Consider the following 19,116-nt stretch of genomic DNA (forward strand, 5'->3'; position numbering starts at 1 on the left):
ATGAAGTTAGCCTAACCTAAATTAGGGTTACCTAACTGCCTTCTCGCCAGGCCCTCCAGAGCCGTGCGTAACGGCCGCCCAGAGCCACCAGCTCCGCGTGCGTTCCCTGCTCCACCACGCGTCCCGCGTCCAGTACGGCGATCCGGTCCGCCGCCATCGCCTGGGTCAGCCGGTGCGCCACGAACAACGTGGTCCGGCCCGCACATGCGGCCAGCACGGCCCGCTCCAGTTCGGCGGCGCCCTCGCTGCCCGCCTCGGCGGTCGACTCGTCGAGCACCACGACCGGCGCCCTGCCCAGCACCAGCCGGGCCAGCGCGATCTGGGCGACCTTGGTGACGTCCAGGCGCTCGCCGCCCTCGCCGACCATGGTGTTCAGCCCGTCGGGCAGCGCGTCGACCCATCCGTCGGCCCCGACCGTGCGCAACGCGTCCGCCAGTTCGGCGTCGGTCGCCTCCGGCGCGGCCAGCCGCAGGTCGTCGGCGAGCGGACCGGAGAACACGTGCGTCTCCTGCGTCAGGATGCTCACCAAGGCCCGCGCCCCGGCCTCGTCCAGACCGGCGAGGTCGGTCGACCCGACACGTACCGACCCGGCTTGCGGGGTGCCGATGCCCGCGATCAGCGCGGCCAGGGTCGTCTTGCCAGCACCCGTCGCCCCGACCAGCGCGAGCGAGCCGCCGGCCGGGATCGTCAGGTGGACGTCCCGCAGGACCGGCTCCTCGGTGTCGGGATAGCTGAACGTCAGTCCCTCCACCGTCACCGGGTACGGCGCGGTGTCCGCCGGCGCGACGGCCTCGTCGCCCACCAGCCGGTCCTCCGCCTCCTCCGCCAGCACCCCGACCAGCCGGGTCAGGCTCGCACCCGACTTCTGCGCCTCGTCGAAGGTGAACATGATGGCGCCCAGCGGGGTGAACAGCCGGTGGAACATCAGCGGGGCCGCCGAGACCTCGCCCAGGCTGGCGGCGTCGGCCTCCAGCAGGGCGTATCCCACGACGAGGATCAGGACCAGGCCGATGAACTCGGCGCGGTTCTCCCTGCCGACGAACCGGCCGAAGAACCGGAACACCTCGATGCCTAGATCGCGCACCCGCCACGACTCGGTGGTGACGTTCTCGCGGACGGCGCCCTCAAGGCGGTACGCCCGGACCGTGTCGATGCCGTTCAAACCACTGATCAGCGCCTGCGCGCGGTCGGCCTGGGCCACCCGCTGCTTCCGGTAGAGCGGGGCGGACCTGGGCAGATACCAGCGCAGGGCCAGCGCGTACGCGGGCAGGGCGCAGGCGCCGGCCAGGCCGAGCCGCCAGTCGAGGCCGAACATGCCGGCCGTGGCGATGGCGACCAGCACGCCCGCCGAGAACACCGTGGGGACCGCTGTCCGGATGCCCTTGGAGATCACGGCCACGTCGTCGCCGACCCGGGAGAGCACGTCTCCCCGGCCGACCTGCTCGATCCGTGCGCTGGGCATGCCCAGCACCGCGCGGACGGCGCCTTCCCGCAGCCGGGCGAGCAGATCCGCGCCCAGCCGTCCGATCAGGTAGGTCGACACCGCGGTGGCCGCCGCGCCGAGCAGCGCGGCGGCCACCATCACCACCCCGAGCGTGACCAGGATCGAGCGCGATTCGCCCTCGACCACCCCGTCGACCACCCGGCCGAGCAGGAGCACCGGGAGTACCTGGAGCGCCGCCCCGGCCACCGTGGTGAGCACGGTGGCGACCGTCAGCCAGGGCACTTCGCGGCAGTGCGCCGCGACCCATCGGGTGGCCTCGCGTCCGGTCGCCGTGCGCAGGGTCGCCGGGGCGACGCGCGTGTCCGTAGTGCTCACACCGGGACCTGGGCGGACCGGGGACGGGAAGTGTTGATCGACATCTTTAGCCGGCCGCCGACTTCACGAGCTCGTCGATCGCGTACGGCATGGACAGCAGGGTGCCCTGGGAGATGGCCGCGCCGATCGCCGGGCCCTCACTGTCCAGCAGGTACTCCACCTTTCCGCCCTTCACGGCGTCCAGGTTGGTGAACAGCTTGAACTTCTTCAGCGCGTCCGTGTCCGCCTTGTCGTTGATGACGAAGACGCGGTCGACGTCGACCAGGTCGGTGCGCTCGGGGGACAGCGCGGTGGAGAAGCCGCCGTCCGCGATCTTGTCGATCTCGGTCTGGTACTGGAAGCCGAGGCCCGTCAGCAGCTGTCCGCGCACGTCGGTGGAGGTGAAGGGGTTGATCGCGTCCTTGTACCAGGAGAGCGCGACGGCCTTCTGGTCCGCGAACTCCGGGTGCTCCTTCTTGGCGGTGTCCAGCTGGGCCTGGATGTCCGCCACCATCTTCTCGCCCTCGTCGGCCTTGCCGACGGCCTTGGCGATCTGGAGGGTGTTGTCCTGCCACGGAGCGCTGAACGGCTCCTTCTCGGCCTTGGTACGGCCCACCGTCGGGGCGATCTTGGAGAGCTTGTCGTAGGCGGCCTTGTCGACCTCGGAGTAGACCGCGATGATCAGGTCGGGCCGCAGGGCCGCGATCTTCTCGTAGTTCGGGCCGGAGTCACCGTTCTTCATGATGACCTCGGGCTTGGTGTCGCCCCACTTGTCCTTCACCCAGGGCCACTGGGTGTTGATGTCGGGGGACTGGCCCGCCGGGTTCGGGTACTGGTCGACCATGCCGACCGGCTTGATGCCGAACGCCAGGACACTCTGGTCGTCCGTGTAGCCGACGGTGACCACCCGCTTGGGGGCCTCCTCGACCTTCGTGGATCCGAACGCGTGCTCCACGGTGACCGGGAACGCACCGGTGGCGGCCGCCGGGGTGTTGTCGCTCGGCTCGTCCGACGAGTCGTCGGAGCCGCATCCCGCGAGGAGGCCGACACCGATGGTCGTCGCGGACAAGACCGCCGCCACCCGCCGCCAGGGCTTCATGACCGTCGTTCGATGGAGGAGCATCCGAGATCCCTTGCTTTCGCGCTGTCCGCTTCACCCCCGTATAAGGGCAGGCAAACCTTATCCTGTTGAAGTGAGGTTAGCCTAGCCTAACTTCTTCACTTTTATCGGCATCCGGCCGGAGCCGGCGATCCCGGTCGGGCCGGACCTGGGTGCGGCCGATCGGCACGATGAGCGGCCGGTCCCCCACCGGGTCGTCGATCACCATCGCGCGCAGCCCGAACGCCTCCTGCAGCAGCTCGGCGGTGATCACGTCACGCGGGTGCCCCTGCGCCAGGATCGACCCCTCCCTCATCACGATGAGGTTGTCGCTGTACCGCGCGGCCAGGTTGAGGTCGTGCAGCACCATGACCACGGTGCACCCGGACTCGTGCAGGTCGTCCACCAGGTCGAGTACGTCGATCGCGTGCGCCAGGTCCAGGTAGGTGGTCGGCTCGTCGAGGAGCAGCAGGTCGGTGCCCTGGGCCAGGGTCATCGAGATCCAGACGCGCTGACGCTGTCCGCCGGACAGCGAGTCGACGGGACGGTCGGCGAGGTCGGACACCTCGGTCATGGCCAGCGCGCGCTCCACGACGGCGGCGTCGTCCGACGACCACTGCCGCAGCCAGCTCTGGTGCGGGTGCCGGCCCCTGGCGACCAGGTCGGACACCGTAAGACCCTCCGGCGCGACCGGTGACTGCGGCAGCAGGCCGAGCTTCTTCGCCACGTCCCTGGTCCTGAGCCTGCCGATGTCGTCGCCGTCGAGCACGACCGTCCCCCTGGTCGGCTTGAGCAGCCGCGACAGGGTTCGCAACAGGGTGGACTTCCCGCAGCCGTTGGGGCCGATGACCGTGGTGATCACCCCTGGCGGTATCGCCACGTCGAGCTCGTCGATGACGATCCGGTCGCCGTACCCGACCGTGACGCCCCTGGCTGCCAGCCGCGAGGCGTCCTTGACCCCGGTCTTGATCTCGGTGATGGACTTAGCGACCACGAGGCCCCCTCTGCTTAGGTTTGCCTAACCTTTTGTACCAGCTACTTGAGGTTCGCCCGCACCAGCAGGTAGACGAGGAAGGGGCCGCCGATCGCGGCGGTGACCACGCCGACCGGGAGAGTGATCGGCAGTGCCGTACGGGCGACCAGGTCCGAGCCGATCAGCAGCAGCGCTCCCACCAGGGCGGAGGCCACCATCGGCGGTGTCGGGCACCTCACCAGACGCATCGCCACCTGCGGCGCCACCAGCGCGACGAACGGGACCGGGCCGGCCGCGCTCACCGCCACCGCGGCCAGCAGGACCGCGCACAGCAGCAGGACGGCCCGCACCACCGAGTACCGGACGCCCAGGCCCGCGGCGACCTCGTCGCCGAAGTGCATCGGCTTGAACTGGAACGCGACGCACGACACGACGACCAGGAGGCCGAGCGTGCCCCAGAGCGCGATCCAGACCTCGTCCCACGACCGGTTGTCCAGCGAGCCGACCAGCCACGCCTGGGCCCGGGCCACGTCCCGGATGTCGGCCGTGACCAGCAGCCAGGTCGTGATCGCCTCCATCACGGCGCTCACCGAGATGCCGATGAGGATGAGCCGGAAGCCGTCGATCCCGCGCCGCCAGGCCATGAAGTACACCAGCAGACCCGTGCCGAGACCGCCGACGAGCGCCGCCACGGACAGGCCCACGGAGTTGACGATCGCCGCGGAGGTTCCGCCCGACACCGTCACCAGGAACACCGAGACGGCGCTGGCACCTCCGGTGACCCCCAGAATGTCCGGGCTGGCCAGCGGGTTGCGCGCGATGGACTGCGTGATCGCGCCGGACACCCCCAGTGCGATCCCCACGACGAGACCGGCCAGGGCGCGCGGCATCCGCAGGTCCATGATCACGAACTCGTCGACCCGCTCACCCCCGCCGAAGAGCGTGGCGATCACCCGGGAGAGGCCGATGGGGAAGTCCCCGACGGCGATGGACAGGCAGAACACCAGGAAGGTCGCCGCCGCGAGGAGCAGCGTGACGAACACCATCCAGGGCCGCCATACGAACGACACCCGGCCGAGCCGCACGCCCGGTGTCATCGATGGCTTCGTGTCTGTCCCGTCCGGCTTCACGTCTGTCCCGTTCATGTGTTCTTGAACTTTCCGCGCCACACCAGAACCGCGAAGAACGGGGCGCCGAGGAGAGCCACGACGACACCCGTCTCCAGCTCGCCCGGCCGCACCACCAGGCGCCCCACGATGTCACAGACCAGCAGGACGACGGCTCCGAGCAGACCCGCGTACGGCACCAGCCAGCGGTAGTCGGGACCGGTCAGATACCGGGCCACGTGGGCCACCATGAGCCCGAGGAACGCGATGGGGCCGCATGCCGCCGTGGCCGCGCCCGCGAGCAGCGTGATCGCGATGATGCCGACGGTCCGGCTCAGCGCGATGTTCACTCCGAGTCCCCGCGCCACGTCGTCACCGAGGTTGAGCAGGTTGAGCGAGGGCAGCATGGACAGCGCCAGCACGAGACCGACCGCGATGAACGCGGTCACCGGCCAGATGACGTCGAATCCGACACCGGCCACGGAGCCCGCGTTCCAGAACCGCAGCGCGTTCAGCGACTCCTTGTCCGACAGCGCGACCGCCGTGGTCATCGCCATGAGGAACACCGTGATCCCCTGCCCGGCCAGTGCGAGCGTCAGGGGGTTGCCGGCCCCCCTGCCGATGCTCGCGAGACCGAACACGACGACACCGGCGACCGCCGCCCCCAGGAAGGCGAACCAGACGTACTGGAGCGGGCTGGAGAACCCGAACACGGCGACCACCGACACCACCGCGAACGAGGCGCCGGTGTTGATCCCCAGCAGGCCCGTGTCGGCGATCGGGTTGCGCGTGTACCCCTGGATCAGCGCCCCGGCGACCCCCAGGGCCATCCCCGCCACGATCCCGAGCACCGTTCGGGGCACCCGCACGGTCTCCACGATGAGCCTGATCTCGGTGAGCCGCTGGTCGGAGTCCGGCGCCGCGAACAACCCGTGCCACACCTCGGCGGGGGTCAACGCGCGCGCACCGACGGCCAACGACACCGCCGCCGTGACCACGAGGACCACCACAAGCGTGCCCAGACCCACAACCCGCCGCCGACGGGCCTCCGTTACGCCCTTGACGGCGGGACGCTCAACCACAGTCGTGCCCATGTCGATGTACGTTATCCCTTTGCTTTCACGGGGTTGCACGCTGCTGCGGTGCCGGCGGCGGCGCGGGGACTCGTGCCCCGTAAGGGGCGCGGGGCTGTGACATTGTGCGGCTCCGCCGCGTGGGCGCGACCAGCCACGTACGGCCCGCAGCTTCAGTACCGCATCTCCAGCGGAGCGGCCTCGGCGGAGTTAAGGCCCTGGTCGAGAACCGAGTCCAGGATCTCGCCAACCCTGATCGCGGTGTTGGACAGCAGGGACGACGTGATGCCGTGCGTGTGCTCCGTGCCGCCCTGCAGGTAGATGCCGCAGCGCAGTGCGGGGTCCGTCGCTATGCGGTAGTCGCGCTCGACGCGGACGCGTCCCTCGTCGTCGCGCAGGCAGCTGTCCGCGACCTCGCCGAGGAGGGCGAGCGGGTCGACGGGGCTGTAGCCGGTGGCGCAGACCACGACATCCGCGTCCAGCGGGGTCTCCTCGCCGGTGACGAGGGACTTCACGGTGGCGCGGGCCTTGTCCGGGGTCTCCTCGACGTCGGTGAGCCGGGACACGTTGAGGAAGCGCAGCCGCTCGGTGCCGAGCACCTTCTCCTGGTACATCTGCCCGTACAGGTCGTCGATCAGGTCGATGTCCACCACGGAGTAGTTGGTGTTGCCGTGGTAGTCCATCAGCCGGCGCTTGACCTCCTCGGGCGCGGCGTAGTACTCGTCGACCGCCGCGGGATCGAAGATCCGGTTGGCGAAGCTGCTGTCGTCGGCGGGGCTGTAGCCGTAGCGGGAGAAGACCGCGCAGACCTCGGCCTGGGGGAAGCGCCGGTGCAGGTAGGCGACGTTCTCGGCGGCGCTCTGCCCGGCGCCCACGACGACGAACCGGGAGGGCGAGGTGCCCTCCAACTCATCGACCTTCGCGAGCAGTTCGGAGTTGTGCCAGACGCGGTCGCCGCGCTCCACGCCTTCCGGCATGAGGGGCCGCAGCCCGGTACCGATGACGAGGTTGCGGGCCCGGTGGACCGAGAGGCCCTCCGCCGACCGGACCGTCACGTCCAGGTACTCCACGGCTCCGTCGCGGACGACGGGTGCGACGCCGACGACCTCGTGGCCGTAGGAGACCCCGTCCTCGACCTTGGCGGCGGCCCACTCGAAGTAGTCGTGGAACTCCACCCGCAGCGGGAAGAGGTTCTTGTGGTTGAGGAAGTCGATCAGCCGTCCCTTGCTCTTCAGGTAGCAGAGGAAGCTGAACTCGCTGGCCGGGTTCCGGAGCGTCACCAGGTCCTTGAGGAAGGACACCTGCATGGTCGCGTCGTCGATCAACATGCCACGGTGCCAGCCGAAGCGCGGCTGCTGCTCGAAGAAGTGAGCGGTGACCGCCTCCTGCCCGCCGACGCGTGCGTTGTGCTCGCTGAGTGCGATCGCCATGGCCACATTGGACGGCCCGAAGCCGATACCGATGAGGTCGTGGACCGGTGATGCGTCACCAGGAAGGACCTGTGACATGTCACTCCTATCGTGCGGGGCAGCCGCCTGTCAGGCGTGGGGGAAAGGTGGGGCACATACAAAAGGCGGGCGCGCCGACAGAGCGACCCACCCCATGGAACTTAGGTGAGCCTAAGCTAAACTTGTGAAGGTGTCGACAGGGCAAAACGGACGACTGAGCACCAGCACCCGCCAACTGGGGCAGGTTGCATGCGTGTTGCACGCTAAGGTAAGCCTTGCTTTACTTGCCGCCGGTCAGTCCCTGTCTAGAGGAGGAACCCCATGCGGGTCGCCATGCTCGGTTACCAGACCTGGGGGCATCGCACCCTGCAGGCCCTCCTGGACTCCCGGCACGACGTCGTACTGGTCGTGACGCACCCCAAGAGCGAGCACGCGTACGAGAAGATCTGGAGCGACTCCGTCGCCGACCTCGCCGAGGAGCACGGCGTCCCGGTGCTGATCCGCAACCGCCCTGACGACGACGAGCTGTTCGAGCGCCTCAAGGAGGCCGACCCGGACATCATCGTGGCCAACAACTGGCGGACGTGGATTCCCCCGCGCATCTTCGGCCTGCCGCGCCACGGCACACTGAACGTGCACGACTCGCTGCTGCCGAAGTACGCCGGCTTCTCCCCGCTGATCTGGGCCCTGATCAACGGCGAGCCCGAAGTGGGCGTCACCGCGCACATGATGAACGACGAGCTCGACGCCGGCGACATCGTCCGGCAGGAGGCGGTACCGGTCGGACCGACGGACACCGCCACCGACCTCTTCCACAAGACCGTCGACCTCATCGCCCCCGTCACCATCGGCGCGCTCGACCTCATCGCCGCCGGGCAGACGGAGTTCACCAAGCAGGACCGGTCGCAGGCGAGCTTCTTCCACAAGCGGTCCATCGAGGACAGCCGCATCGACTGGACCTGGCCGGCGGCGGACCTCGAACGCCTGGTCCGCGCCCAGTCCGAGCCGTACCCCAGCACCTTCACCTTCCACAAGGGCAAGCGACTCGAAGTCCTCGCCGCCGTGGTGTCCGAGGAGAACTACGGCGGTACGCCCGGCCGGATCTTCTACCGCGAGGGCGAGGGCGTGGTGATCGTCGCCGGCGCCGACGCCCGCACGGGCCGCAACAAGGGCCTGGCCATCACCCGCGTACGGACCGAGGACGGCCGGGAGCTGCCCGCGACGGAGTACTTCACCTCCATGGGCGGCTACCTGACCAGCCGCCCCTGAGGCACCGGCCCCGCACGAGCCGGTCGCACTCAGCCCCTCAGCTTGTCTGCCCCCAGTACGGTCCCAGGGGCCGACAGGACATCGCCGCCGCACGGACTCCGGTCCGCGCGGCGGCGATCGTCTTTCGCCGCTCCCCTGCCGTCGGCGTCAGCCCAGCGTCAGCCGGTACGTGACCGGGGAGCGGCCGGTGATCAGGACGCGGACGCCGTCCGGTGTGAGCGAGCCGTTCATCCAGGAGTAGCGCTCCCCCGCGTCCACCACCGGCGGCTGCTTGCCGCCCTTGCCGTTGCCGGGGCCGAAGGTGATGCGGTCGTCGCCGACGGCGTACGTGGCTTCCCCGCTCACGAGGTGGTAGGTGTCCGGGGAGTCCGTGACCGGCTCCAGGCCGTCGCCGGTGAGTGTGCCGCCCCGGCGGAAGCAGAGCTCCAGGGCGAACGGCACTTCGGCGCCGGTCAGTTGGAAGTCCAGGGTCCAGGAGCCGCCTTTCGCCTCCTTGGCCTCCTTCTCCTTCGCTTCCCTCACCAGGACTTCGGTGCGGAGTGTGCGGTACTCCTTCGGGCGGTGCGGGAAGTCCATCGCCGACCAGAAGCGGCCGTCGTCCGTGAGCGCGTAGAGGCCGTCGGGGCGGCGGTGCCGGCGTGGCAGCGGGTGGTGCCAGGCGGCGCGGACCTCGGCGGTCAGGCGCCAGCCGTCGGCCGTGCGCTCCAGGTTCTCCGCCCGGAAGTGGCCGAGCGAGAAGAACCGCGGGGCCAGCCGGAGGGAGTCGAGGATCGCGGCTCCCTTGCGCGTCTTGAAGAACGTGGGGTTCGTCGACAGGCCCGAGGAGATGGCGTGTACGTCCGGGAAGTCGGTGCCGCCGAAGATGCTCGCGGTGCGGTCGCCACGCCGTACTCGCACCAGGGAGCAGGCGGTGTCGTGGTGCTCGAAGTCCGTGGGCAGGCCGGTCACTCGGGGAAGTTCCCAGGACAGCTCGGGCCGGTCGAGGACCTCGGCGAGCCGGTCGCCCGGCGGCGTCTCGCCGAAGGTCTGGGAGGACCCCCGCTCCTCGATGAGCGCGGCCACCGCCGCGAACCGTCCGTCCCCGTCCCGGATCGCCAACTCCCTGTACTGGAGCCAGAATTCGGGCAGGTGGCGCAGGGTGGTCTGGTCCTGGCGCCGCGAATGGACCATCTCCACCTCGCCGTTGGGCTCGATGACGTAGAGGGAGGCTTCGAGGTTGTCCCGCACGTTGGCGTACAGGTCCGGGCGGTCGTGGAAGCGGGCGATCGTCAGCAGGGCCGGATTCGACACGACCGCCGCGTAGGTGGGGCTGCGCTCGCTGTACTCGCCGCCGGGCAGCTGGTCGATGCCCTCCGCGAGCCAGGCGTCGATACGGCGCGGGTACGCCGGGTCGGGCCAGCGTCGGTGGATACGGGACAGCGCCGAGCACACCAGCCAGCGGTGGTTCGCCGTGTGCAGCCCGCCGGTGGCCAGCGCCGGGCCCGCCGCGCGCAGGATTCGCTCGACGGTGGCCCGTAGCGGCCGTGTCGACGCGTGGCCGTCCTCGTCCAGCAGGCTGTACGCCAGGTTCAGGTCGACGATCGAGAAGGCGGTGTCCGGCGGTGAGTGGGCCGCGCCCTGGTCCCAGAGCCCGTCGTCGAACTGCTCCTCCTCCAGCGTGTCCGCGAGCTCGCCGAGCGGGCCCAGCAGCGCGCCGTCGTGGTGGTACGCCGATCCGCCGTGCACGAAGACCGAGGTCAGGGTGCGCAGTGCGCGGGCCGAGGGGCGCGCCTGGCCCCTGTCCCGCAGTTCGGTGAGGTATGCGGCGTATCCGTCGAGGACCGACTTGGCGCGGTCGTCGGCCGCCGTGGTGAGGAAGTCGAGGAAGTCGGTGTCCTGCCGTCCCCCGCCTTCATCCACCTTCGCGCCCTCGCCCTCGCCCTCGCCCTCGTCAACTCCCGTGTCGGCTGCGGCAGTTTCCTGTCCGGCGGCAGCCGCTGCCGCGGCCGCACCGGTGGCGAGAAAGGTCCTGCGGGCCATCATGCGGACTCCTTGTCAAAAGCGGCGGCCCCCTCCTGAAGGGCGTCCGCCCTCGCCGCGCGCGGCGACAACCGTACGTCGACCGCCGTCAGCGCCAGCGCCAGCGGCCCCGGCGCCAGGAACGCCAGCGGCGTCATCATCCACCCGCACAGCACGGCCGCCGCCAGGGCCAGCAGGACGAGACCGCTGCCGCCCACATCCCGTACGGAGTCCCGGGCGGCCCCGCCCACCGCCGCACGCCAGTCGGTGAGCGACTCGGGGCGCCCGCAGGACCGCAGGCCGACGACAGCCGCATACGCGCCGATGGCAGCCGCGACGACGGCGAAGAGCGACGCCCCCGGCAGCCCGGCCCGAGCCAGCGCCAGATCCGCCCACAGCAACAGCACGCCGACCAGGAACAGCACTCCGGCCGCGAGGTCCCCGGCCCGCAGACGCCGCCGCAGGACCGCCAAGTACCGCCCTGCCGTGGCCGGTCGGTCCTCGCCCGCGCCGCGCAGGACCGCGCACGCGGTGGACAGCGCGGCCGGCAGCGTGACGACCGGCAGCGACGCCAGCGCCGTACACACGCCCACGCTCAGCACGTCCGCGAACAGCGTCATCCGCGGCCCGAAGATCTCGCCCGGCTCGCGGGCCTGCCCGGCGCTCATCCCTTGATCCCGGAGTTCGCCATGCCCTCGACCAGGAACCGCTGGAAGGCGAGGAAGAACAGCACGATCGGCAGCAGGGCGATCACCGACATGGCGAACATCGGCCCGAACGACGACTGGCTCGACGCGTCCACGAACTGCCGCAACGCCAGCGTGAGCGTGAACTTCTCCGGAGAGAACAGGTAGATCAGCTGGGTGAAGAAGTCGTTCCAGGTCCAGATGAAGGTGAAGATCGCCGTGGTGATCAGCGCCGGGCGGGTGAGCGGGAGGATCACCAGGAAGAAGCTCCTGAAAGGCCCGCAGCCGTCGATCCGCGCCGCCTCCTCCAGCTCGCGCGGCAGCCCCCGCATGAACTGCACGATGAGGAAGACGAAGAACGCCTCCGTGGCAAGGAACTTGGGCAGGATCAGCGGCCAGTAGGTGTTCACCATGCCGAGCTGGTTGAAGATGATGTACTGCGGGATCAGCACGGCGTGGTGCGGCAGCATGATCGTCGCGATCATGAAGGCGAACAGCGGCCCGCGGAAGCGGAACCGCAGCCGGGCGAAGGCGTACGCGGCCAGCGAACACGACAGTACGTTGCCGATGACGGCGCCGCCCGCGATGAACAGGGAGTTGCCGAGCAGCCGCCACACGGAGACGTCGTTCACGCCGTCGAGGGCGGTCGAGTAGTTGGACCACTCCAGGCTGCTGGGCAGCAGGTCGAGGCTGGCGATCACCTCGTCGGCCGGCTTCAGCGAGGTCGCGAGGAGCCAGGCCAGCGGATACAGCATCACCAGGAGCGCGGCGAGGCAGCTGACGTGCAGGGCGATGCGACGCCGGTTGACCGGCTTGCGGACAGCGGGAGTTACGGCGGTCGAGCTGGTCATCGGTCCCCCTCGGACGCGTAGAAGACCCAGGAGCGCGAGGTCCGGAAGAGCACGGCGGTGACGGCGCCGATGACGATCAGCAGCGCCCAGGCCATCGCGGAGGCGTAGCCCATGTGCGAGGCGACGAAGCCGCGGTCGTAGAGGTAGAGCGTGTAGAAGAGCGTCGAGTCGGCGGGACCACCTTTGCCCGCGCTGATCGCGAACGCGGGGGTGAAGACCTGGAAGGCCTGGATGGTCTGGAGCACCAGGTTGAAGAAGATCACCGGGGAGAGCATGGGCACGGTGATGGACAGGAACTGCCGCCACCTGCTCGCCCCGTCCACGGATGCCGCCTCGTACAGCTCCGAGGGGATCTGCTGGAGTCCGGCGAGGAAGATGACCATGGGGGCGCCGAACTGCCACACCGTCAGCAGCGCGACGGCGAGCAGCGCCCAGCCCGGCTGGTTGACCCAGCCTCCGGTGCCCAGCAGGTTGTCGACCGTGCCGCCGTCGTTGAAGACCGCCCGCCACACCAGAGCGATGGACATCGAGGCGCCGAGCAGGGACGGCGCGTAGAAGGCCGAGCGGTAGAAGCCCCGGCCGCGCCGCATGGACTTCAGGGCGAGCGCGACGACCAGGGCGAGGCCGAGTTGGAGGGGCACGGCGATGATGACGTACGTGAGGGTCGCGACGACCGAGCGCCAGTACCGCGGGTCCTCGGTGAACATCTGCGTGTAGTTGCGCAGGCCCACCCACTTCGGCGGGTTGAACAAGTCGTAGTCGGTGAAGGAGAGATAGAGCGACACGGCCATCGGGAGCAGGGTCAGCACGGCCGCGCCGAGCACCCACGGGGAGAGGAACACCCAGGCGGCGCCCTCCCGTTGGCGCTTGGGCCGCTTCGCGGGGGTGGTCTTCGCGGTACGGGCAGGGGTCGGTATCTCGGTGGTGGTCATGACCTCAGCTCCGCCTTCGCCTCGGTGACGTAGTCCTCGGCCGCCTCACGGGGCGACATCCGCTCGAACGACACCTGGTCGTAGTCGCGCTGGAAGGTGGTCTGCAGGGCGCTGTCGCCCGAAGGGGGCGCCTGGGGCGGGTCCTTGAGGTCGCCGTCCAGGGACGCCTGGAAGTCGGCGATCGTCTTGTCGAAGTCCTTCAGCTCGGGCGCGAGGTCCGCACGGATGGTCTCGTTGACGGGGATGCCGCGGGTGGCACCGAGGATCTTCGCGGCCTCGGGGTCGTTCAGCATGAAGTCGATGAGCCGGGCCGACTCCTTGGGATGGCCGGAGCTGTCCGCGACACCCATGAACATCGAGGGCTTGAAGTACTGGCCGGGCGTGCCGTCCTCGCCGGACGGCATGGGGCCGAGGGTGACTCCGGTCGGGACGAGGGCCAGGAAGCCGCTGGACGGCGCGTCCCAGTTGTTGTCCGAGAGGGCCCTGCCGCCGCGCCCGAGCGGGGTGTTCTCGACGGTGCCGTCGAGCTGGGTGGTCTCCTCGGCCGGCGAGACGGCGCCCTCCCGGCGCAGTCGGTCCGTGAAGGTCCAGTAGCGCGTCAGGTCGTCGGCGGTGAACCCGAGTTTCCCGTCCTTGGTGTACAGGGACTTGCCCTGGCCGCGCAGCCAGACCTCGAAGGCGTCCTCGCTCCATCCCGGATCGGTGCCGCCCGGCTTGCCCGTCTTCTCGGCGAGGGCGCGCATGGAGTCGGCCCAGTCGTTCCAGGTCCAGCCCTTACGGGGCAGCTCGACTCCGGCGTCCTTCCACTGCTTGGTGTCGTACACGATGGTCTCGGTGCCGCGCGCCTGCGGGACCGCGTACTGCTTGCCGTCCACCACACCCGTGGCCAGCAGCCCCGCGTCGATGTCCGCCGTGCGCAGCGTGGACCGCTGCTTCGCGAGGTCCAGCAGCACGCCCCCGGACGCGTACTGGTCGATCATGCGGTAGTCGAGCTGCATCACGTCGGGAGCGTCGCCGCCGGCCGCCTGGGTGGCGAGCTTCTGCTTGTAGGCGTCGTATCCGGAGAACGACGTCTGTATGTCGATGCCCGGGTTCCGTTTCTCGAAGAGATCCACGGCCTCCTGCGTGCGGGCCGCCCGGTCCGGATTGCCCCACCAGGTGTAGCGCAGCACGACGTCGCCGCCCGCGCTGCTCGACTCGCCGCCACCGGAGCAGCCGGTGAGTACCGCGCAGAGCGCGAGGATCGCGGCCGACGTGCGGGACGGCCAGGACTTCCTTGTCCTGTTTCCGGGCATGAGTGGGTCACCTCGTTCAACTAGAAAGCGCTTCCACCCCCGTACGACCCTAAGGAAGGTCCTGATGTCAGAACAAGACCCCTGCACCGCATCCACCTCATCCTCACCTGGAGTTCGCCGCCGCTGTGCCGTGGTGGGCCTGGGCGCCCGCGCCCGGTTCTTCACCGAGGCACTGGCCGGTCCCTACGCCGACCGGATCGACCTGGTGGGTTTCTGCGACGTCAACGCCCACCGGATGTCCGTCCACAACGGCTGGATCACGGCCGAACACCCCGGCCGGGAGCCCGTACCGGCGTACGCGGCCGAGGACTTCGGGCTGATGCTGCGCCGCGAGAACGTGGACCTCGTCGTGGTGTGCAGCGTCGACCGCACCCACGACGACTACCTCGTCCAGGCGCTGGAGGCGGGCTGTGACGTGGTCACCGAGAAGCCGATGACCACCGACGCGGAGCGCGCCCGCCGCATCCTGGACGCCCAGCGGCGCACCGGACGCGAAGTGCGGGTCGCCTTCAACTACCGCTACAACCCGGTGCATTCGGCCGTACGGGAACTCATCGCGGCCGGCGAGATCGGCGAGGTCGGCTCGGTGCACTTCGAGTGGCTGCTCGATCTGCGGCACGGCGCGGACTACTTCCGGCGCTGGCACCGGGACAAGGCCAACTCCGGCGGACTCATGGTCCACAAGTCGACGCACCACTTCGACCTGGTGAACTGGTGGCTCGGTACTCGGCCGGAGACGGTCTACGCACAGGGCGGCCTCTTCTTCTACGGCGACGAGGCAGGCCGGCGCCGCGGTCTCGCCCGCCCCTACACCCGCGCCCACGGCTCGCCCGCGGCTGACGGCGACCCCTTCGCCGTACGCCTGGCCGACTCCCCCGTACTCAGCGCGCTGTATCTCGATGCCGAGGGGGAGGACGGGTACCACCGGGACCAGAACGTGTTCGGGCCCGGCGTGACCATCGAGGACGACATGGCGGTGCTCGTGCGGTACGCGTCCGGCGCGTCCCTGACCTACCACCTCACCGCGTACGCCCCCTGGGAGGGCTACCGCGTCTGCTTCAACGGCAGCGAGGGGCGGCTCGAACTGCTCGTCGAGGAGACGACGTGGGTCCGGCCGGACGTCAAGGCCGCGGCCGAGGGTGCCGCCGGACCGGTCATGCACGGCGACGCGGTCGGTGCGGAGGCCGGCCGCACCGAACTGCTGCTGCGGCGCTTCTGGGAACGGCCGCGCGAGGTGAAGGTCGCGAGCGGCGAGGGCGGGCACGGGGGTGGGGACATCCGGATGCTGGCGGATCTGTTCGGTCCGCCCGCGGGTGAGGGTGCGGATGCGCTGGGGCGGGCGGCGGACGCGGTGGACGGGGCGCGGTCGTTGGTCACCGGGCTCGCGGCCAACGAGTCGTTCGAGACCGGGTTGCCGGTTCGGGTGCGGGATGTGCTGGACGTGTGAGGTCACCCGTCACCCGTCTCCGGTCTCCGGTCTCCGGGGCCGGCTCACCAGGTGACGTGCAGGCTCTGCGGCGAGCGGTGGATCAGGGTCGGACGCATCGTGACCGCCCGGCCGTCGGCCAGGCGCAGTCCGGGCAGACGGCTCGTCAACAGCTCCAAGGTGATGCGGAGTTGTTCACGGGCCAGTTGGGAACCGGGGCACGCGTGGACGCCCAGGCCGAAGGCCAGGTGGCGGCCCGGGGTGCGGGTGATGTCGAACTCGTCGGGGCGGGGATGCCGGGCGGGATCACGGTTGGCCGCGCCGAACGCGACGAACACGCTTGATCCGGCGGGGAGTTCGGTGCCCGCGAGCACGATCGTGCGGGTCGTGACGCGGCGGAAGCCCTGGAGGGCGGTGTCATGGCGGGCCGCTTCCTCTATCGCTGCCGGGATGCGGTCCGGTTCCGCGCACAGGAGGTCCCACTGGCCCGGATGGCGGAGGAGGTGAAGGACGGTCGTGCCGATCAGGGCGGTGGTGGTGAGGTGACCGGCCAGCAGGAAGTTCTGCAGGTGGGCGACCATTTCGTGGCGCTGATCGAGCGTCAGATCGCCTTCCGCGTCCGGGACGAGTGACTTGATGAGTTCGGTGCAGAGGTCGTCCCGGGGGTTGGCCCGGCGGTCGCGTACATACGTGTCGAGCAGGTGCTGCAGTGCCACGACGTCCTGGGCCGCGGCCACTTGTCCCGCTTCCTCCATCGGGCGGAAGAGCAGTTCCTCGGCTCGGTAGCCGCCGTGTACGGCCGCCGGGACGTCGGCGGGGTCCAGGCCCACGATCCTGCCGACGACGTCACCGGGCAGGCGCCGGGCGTACGCCGTCATCAGTTCGGCGTGGCCGTTCTTGGCGAAGCCGTCGACGAGGGTGGTCGCTCGTTCCGCGGCGTAGGGGAGGACTGCCGCGACCTTTGCCGGAGACAGGCCTCGTACGATCGGGGCGCGTAGGTGCTGGTGGCGGGAGCCGTCGGCGGTGACGACCACCGGGCGGCCGCCGAAGCCGCCGCCGAGGACCGCGAGGGCGGTGGGGGCCGGGAGGACGTCCGGGCGCAGGGCGTTCGCCGACGAGAAGTCGTGCGGGCGGCGCAGTACTTCGCGTACGTCCGCGTCCCGGGTCACCAGCCAGGCGTCGAGCTCCGGGAGGAAGCTCAGGCCCTTGGTCTGCCTTGCCCTTTCGTAGTGCGGATACGGGTTCCGCTGCAAGTCGTCGAGCCTGCCGTGCGGGTCGGGGTTCACGGGGCTCCTTCTTGTGCGGGGTGTGGGGGCGGGGGCGGGGTGGTCCGGGTCATGGTGCCGTACGGGTGGGCGGGGCGGTAGGTCGCTTCTGGCCCCTGGGCGTCGGTGGGTGGGGGTTTCCTTTCCCCCACCCCGCACCTTCCCGAAACCGGAGGCTCCGCCCCCGGGCCCCGGGCCCGAAGGGGCGGCTTGGGGTGGTGTGTTGGGTGCGGGTGGGTGGGGGCTTGTCGCGCAGTTCCCCGCGCCCCTGAAAGACGGGGCTGCGCCCCTGTCAATCCTCCTTGCGGGCGCGTAGGCGGCGCAGCATGCGGGGGTCCTCGAAGCCGACTGAGCGGGCGGCGGCGTCGATCGTCGCGCCGTGGTTGATGAAGTGCTGGGCGCGTTCGAGGCGGAGCGTCTGCTGGTAGCGCAGGGGGGTGAGCCCGGTGGCACGGCTGAAGAGGCGGGTGAGGGTTCGTTCGCTCACGCCGACGGCCGAGGCCAGGGTGGGCAGCGGGAGCGGTTGGTCGAAGCGGGCGTCGATGAGGTCCTGGGCGCGGTGCACGGTGTCGTCGAGGTGGGACCGGTGCCGGAGCATCGCGCTGGACTGCGGCTCATGGCCGTTGCGGCGGGCGTAGACGACCATGTCCCGGGCCACCCGGGCGGCGGCAGCCGGGCCGTGCCGGGTCGCGACCAGGTGCAGGGCCAGGTCGATGCCGCTGGCGATGCCGGCCGAGGTGATCACGCGGTCGTCGGCGGTGAACAGGACGTCGCGGACGACCACCGCCCTGGGGTGGCGAAGGGCAAGCTCGTCCTGCACGTCGTGGTGGGTGGTGCAGTGGCGGCCGTCGAGCAGGCCGGCCCGGCCGAGCGCCTCGGCTCCGGCGCAGACGCTGGCCACCGTCCCGCCCCCGGCATGGTGGTCCCGGAGGACCTGCAGGGAGGCGGCGCCGATGGCGGGGCCGTCGGCCAGGGTGACCGTCCGCCAGCCGGGCACCATGATCAGATCCTCGGGCCCGAGACGGGGCCAGTCGAGCCCGGCCACCAGCGGCAGCCCCTGGGCGGTGGGCACCTGCGGCTGCTCGGCGACGTAGGAGAGCGTGTAGGGGTGCCCGAAGTCGGCGGCCGTGGAGAAGACCTGCGCGGGGCCGGCCAGGTCCAGCAGGTGGACTCCGGGCACCAGGAAGAAGACGACGTGGCTCACGATCCGGTCATCATGCCCGAACTCCTGCCGCGGCCTCCAGCTGATCGACCGTCGCGATGGTGGCGAAGCGTCCGGCGAGGGCGTACTCGGTGCGCCTGATGACTTCCTCGGCAGGCAGCGTGCGGGGGTCGGCCAGCAGCTCGGCGACGCTCTGGTCGGCGGGGGCGTCGCGGTGCGGGATGGGGTTGGTCGCGGTCGCGTCGGTGACGAAGGTGACCTGGTAGCCGAGGTCGGCGGCGACGCGCGTGGTGGTCTCCACGCACTGCTCGGTGCGGATGCCGCAGACGGTGAGCTCGCGGATACCGCGCTCGGTGAGGAGTTGCTGCAGGTTGGTGGTGGTGAAGGCGTTGTGCGAGGTCTTGTGGATCAGCGGTTCCCCGTCCGCTCGCTCCAGCTCCTCCATCAGCCGGACATGGCCGAGGGCGGGGTCGAAGACATCGCCGGTGCCCGGCTCGGAGTGCAGTACCCACACCACCAGGTCCCCGGCCCGCCGGCAGAGCCGGACCAGGCGGTTCACCCGGTCGGCGATCTTCAGGTCGGAGGTGGTTTCCCACAGCGGACGGGCCCGGAAGGACTCCTGGACATCGATGACGATCAGCGCTCGGGTCATGCCCCCAAGCCTGCGCCGCCGGGGCGGGGCGGCGACAGGCCGCATCGGGTCCGGCAGCGGACCGATCCGGTCATCAGTGGGTC

The 19,116-nt window shown here is 70.2% G+C and carries 16 protein-coding genes; 2 read left to right on the forward strand and 14 right to left on the reverse strand.

The genetic code is table 11. From position 1 onward, the window contains the following. Positions 1 to 31: 31 nt before the first annotated feature. The 6 genes from AB0I18_RS04805 to AB0I18_RS04830 form a co-directional block, all read right to left on the reverse strand. Positions 32 to 1,819 carry an ABC transporter ATP-binding protein gene (locus AB0I18_RS04805; RefSeq protein ID WP_363103918.1) on the reverse strand — a complete coding sequence of 596 codons (1,788 nt, stop codon included), beginning with the start codon at positions 1,817 to 1,819 and terminating at the stop codon, positions 32 to 34. 46 nt (positions 1,820 to 1,865) lie between these two features. After that, positions 1,866 to 2,921 carry an iron-siderophore ABC transporter substrate-binding protein gene (locus AB0I18_RS04810; protein ID WP_363103919.1) on the reverse strand — a complete coding sequence of 352 codons (1,056 nt, stop codon included), beginning with the start codon at positions 2,919 to 2,921 and terminating at the stop codon, positions 1,866 to 1,868. Between the two features lie 76 nt (positions 2,922 to 2,997). Continuing rightward, positions 2,998 to 3,891, reverse strand: a complete 894-nt coding sequence (locus tag AB0I18_RS04815) for an ABC transporter ATP-binding protein (RefSeq protein WP_363103920.1) — start codon at positions 3,889 to 3,891, stop codon at positions 2,998 to 3,000. A 41-nt stretch (positions 3,892 to 3,932) separates the two neighbouring features. Continuing rightward, positions 3,933 to 5,015 carry an iron chelate uptake ABC transporter family permease subunit gene (locus AB0I18_RS04820; protein WP_363103921.1) on the reverse strand — a complete coding sequence of 361 codons (1,083 nt, stop codon included), beginning with the start codon at positions 5,013 to 5,015 and terminating at the stop codon, positions 3,933 to 3,935. Next, positions 5,012 to 6,070, reverse strand: coding sequence for an iron ABC transporter permease (locus tag AB0I18_RS04825; RefSeq protein ID WP_363103922.1), 1,059 nt, complete (start codon positions 6,068 to 6,070; stop codon positions 5,012 to 5,014). Before AB0I18_RS04825 ends, AB0I18_RS04820 begins: the two co-directional genes overlap by 4 nt. A gap of 152 nt (positions 6,071 to 6,222) precedes the next feature. Continuing rightward, the gene (locus AB0I18_RS04830) at positions 6,223 to 7,557 is read right to left on the reverse strand and encodes a lysine N(6)-hydroxylase/L-ornithine N(5)-oxygenase family protein (RefSeq protein WP_363103923.1); all 1,335 of its coding nucleotides are present in this window, start codon (positions 7,555 to 7,557) and stop codon (positions 6,223 to 6,225) included. Between the two features lie 261 nt (positions 7,558 to 7,818). Between AB0I18_RS04830 and AB0I18_RS04835 the strand changes: the two genes are divergently transcribed. Next, the gene (locus AB0I18_RS04835; protein ID WP_363103924.1) at positions 7,819 to 8,766 is read left to right on the forward strand and encodes a methionyl-tRNA formyltransferase; all 948 of its coding nucleotides are present in this window, start codon (positions 7,819 to 7,821) and stop codon (positions 8,764 to 8,766) included. 147 nt (positions 8,767 to 8,913) lie between these two features. On the opposite strand, the gene AB0I18_RS04840 is transcribed toward AB0I18_RS04835, so the two are convergent. The 5 genes from AB0I18_RS04840 to AB0I18_RS04860 are packed head-to-tail and all read right to left on the reverse strand — an operon-like array spanning position 8,914 to position 14,528. Further along, positions 8,914 to 10,788 (reverse strand): hypothetical protein, encoded by a 1,875-nt coding sequence (locus AB0I18_RS04840; protein ID WP_363103925.1) that lies wholly within the window; start codon positions 10,786 to 10,788, stop codon positions 8,914 to 8,916. After that, positions 10,785 to 11,432 carry a hypothetical protein gene (locus AB0I18_RS04845; protein WP_363103926.1) on the reverse strand — a complete coding sequence of 216 codons (648 nt, stop codon included), beginning with the start codon at positions 11,430 to 11,432 and terminating at the stop codon, positions 10,785 to 10,787. The genes AB0I18_RS04840 and AB0I18_RS04845 overlap by 4 nt, the downstream gene beginning before the upstream one ends. Further along, the gene (locus tag AB0I18_RS04850) at positions 11,429 to 12,301 is read right to left on the reverse strand and encodes a carbohydrate ABC transporter permease (RefSeq protein WP_363103927.1); all 873 of its coding nucleotides are present in this window, start codon (positions 12,299 to 12,301) and stop codon (positions 11,429 to 11,431) included. The genes AB0I18_RS04845 and AB0I18_RS04850 overlap by 4 nt, the downstream gene beginning before the upstream one ends. Continuing rightward, entirely contained in the window at positions 12,298 to 13,233 is a 936-nt protein-coding gene (locus AB0I18_RS04855; RefSeq protein ID WP_363103928.1) for a sugar ABC transporter permease, read from the reverse strand. The genes AB0I18_RS04850 and AB0I18_RS04855 overlap by 4 nt, the downstream gene beginning before the upstream one ends. Beyond that, positions 13,230 to 14,528 (reverse strand): ABC transporter substrate-binding protein, encoded by a 1,299-nt coding sequence (locus tag AB0I18_RS04860; RefSeq protein WP_363103929.1) that lies wholly within the window; start codon positions 14,526 to 14,528, stop codon positions 13,230 to 13,232. Before AB0I18_RS04860 ends, AB0I18_RS04855 begins: the two co-directional genes overlap by 4 nt. 64 nt (positions 14,529 to 14,592) lie before the next feature. On the opposite strand from AB0I18_RS04860, the gene AB0I18_RS04865 reads away from it, so the two are divergent. Beyond that, positions 14,593 to 15,975 (forward strand): Gfo/Idh/MocA family oxidoreductase, encoded by a 1,383-nt coding sequence (locus tag AB0I18_RS04865; protein WP_363103930.1) that lies wholly within the window; start codon positions 14,593 to 14,595, stop codon positions 15,973 to 15,975. A 44-nt stretch (positions 15,976 to 16,019) separates the two neighbouring features. Here AB0I18_RS04865 and AB0I18_RS04870 read toward each other — a convergent pair whose 3' ends face one another. The 3 genes from AB0I18_RS04870 to AB0I18_RS04880 all read right to left on the reverse strand — a co-directional run bounded on the left by AB0I18_RS04870 (position 16,020) and on the right by AB0I18_RS04880 (position 19,033). Beyond that, the gene (locus AB0I18_RS04870; RefSeq protein WP_363103931.1) at positions 16,020 to 17,240 is read right to left on the reverse strand and encodes a cytochrome P450; all 1,221 of its coding nucleotides are present in this window, start codon (positions 17,238 to 17,240) and stop codon (positions 16,020 to 16,022) included. Between the two features lie 271 nt (positions 17,241 to 17,511). After that, entirely contained in the window at positions 17,512 to 18,423 is a 912-nt protein-coding gene (locus tag AB0I18_RS04875; RefSeq protein ID WP_363103932.1) for a DJ-1/PfpI family protein, read from the reverse strand. Positions 18,424 to 18,433: 10 nt separating this feature from the next. Then, positions 18,434 to 19,033, reverse strand: a complete 600-nt coding sequence (locus AB0I18_RS04880; RefSeq protein WP_363103933.1) for an isochorismatase family protein — start codon at positions 19,031 to 19,033, stop codon at positions 18,434 to 18,436. Between the last annotated feature and the right edge of the window lie 83 nt (positions 19,034 to 19,116).

Source organism: Streptomyces sp. NPDC050704 (assembly GCF_040654355.1).
Classification (GTDB): domain Bacteria; phylum Actinomycetota; class Actinomycetes; order Streptomycetales; family Streptomycetaceae; genus Streptomyces.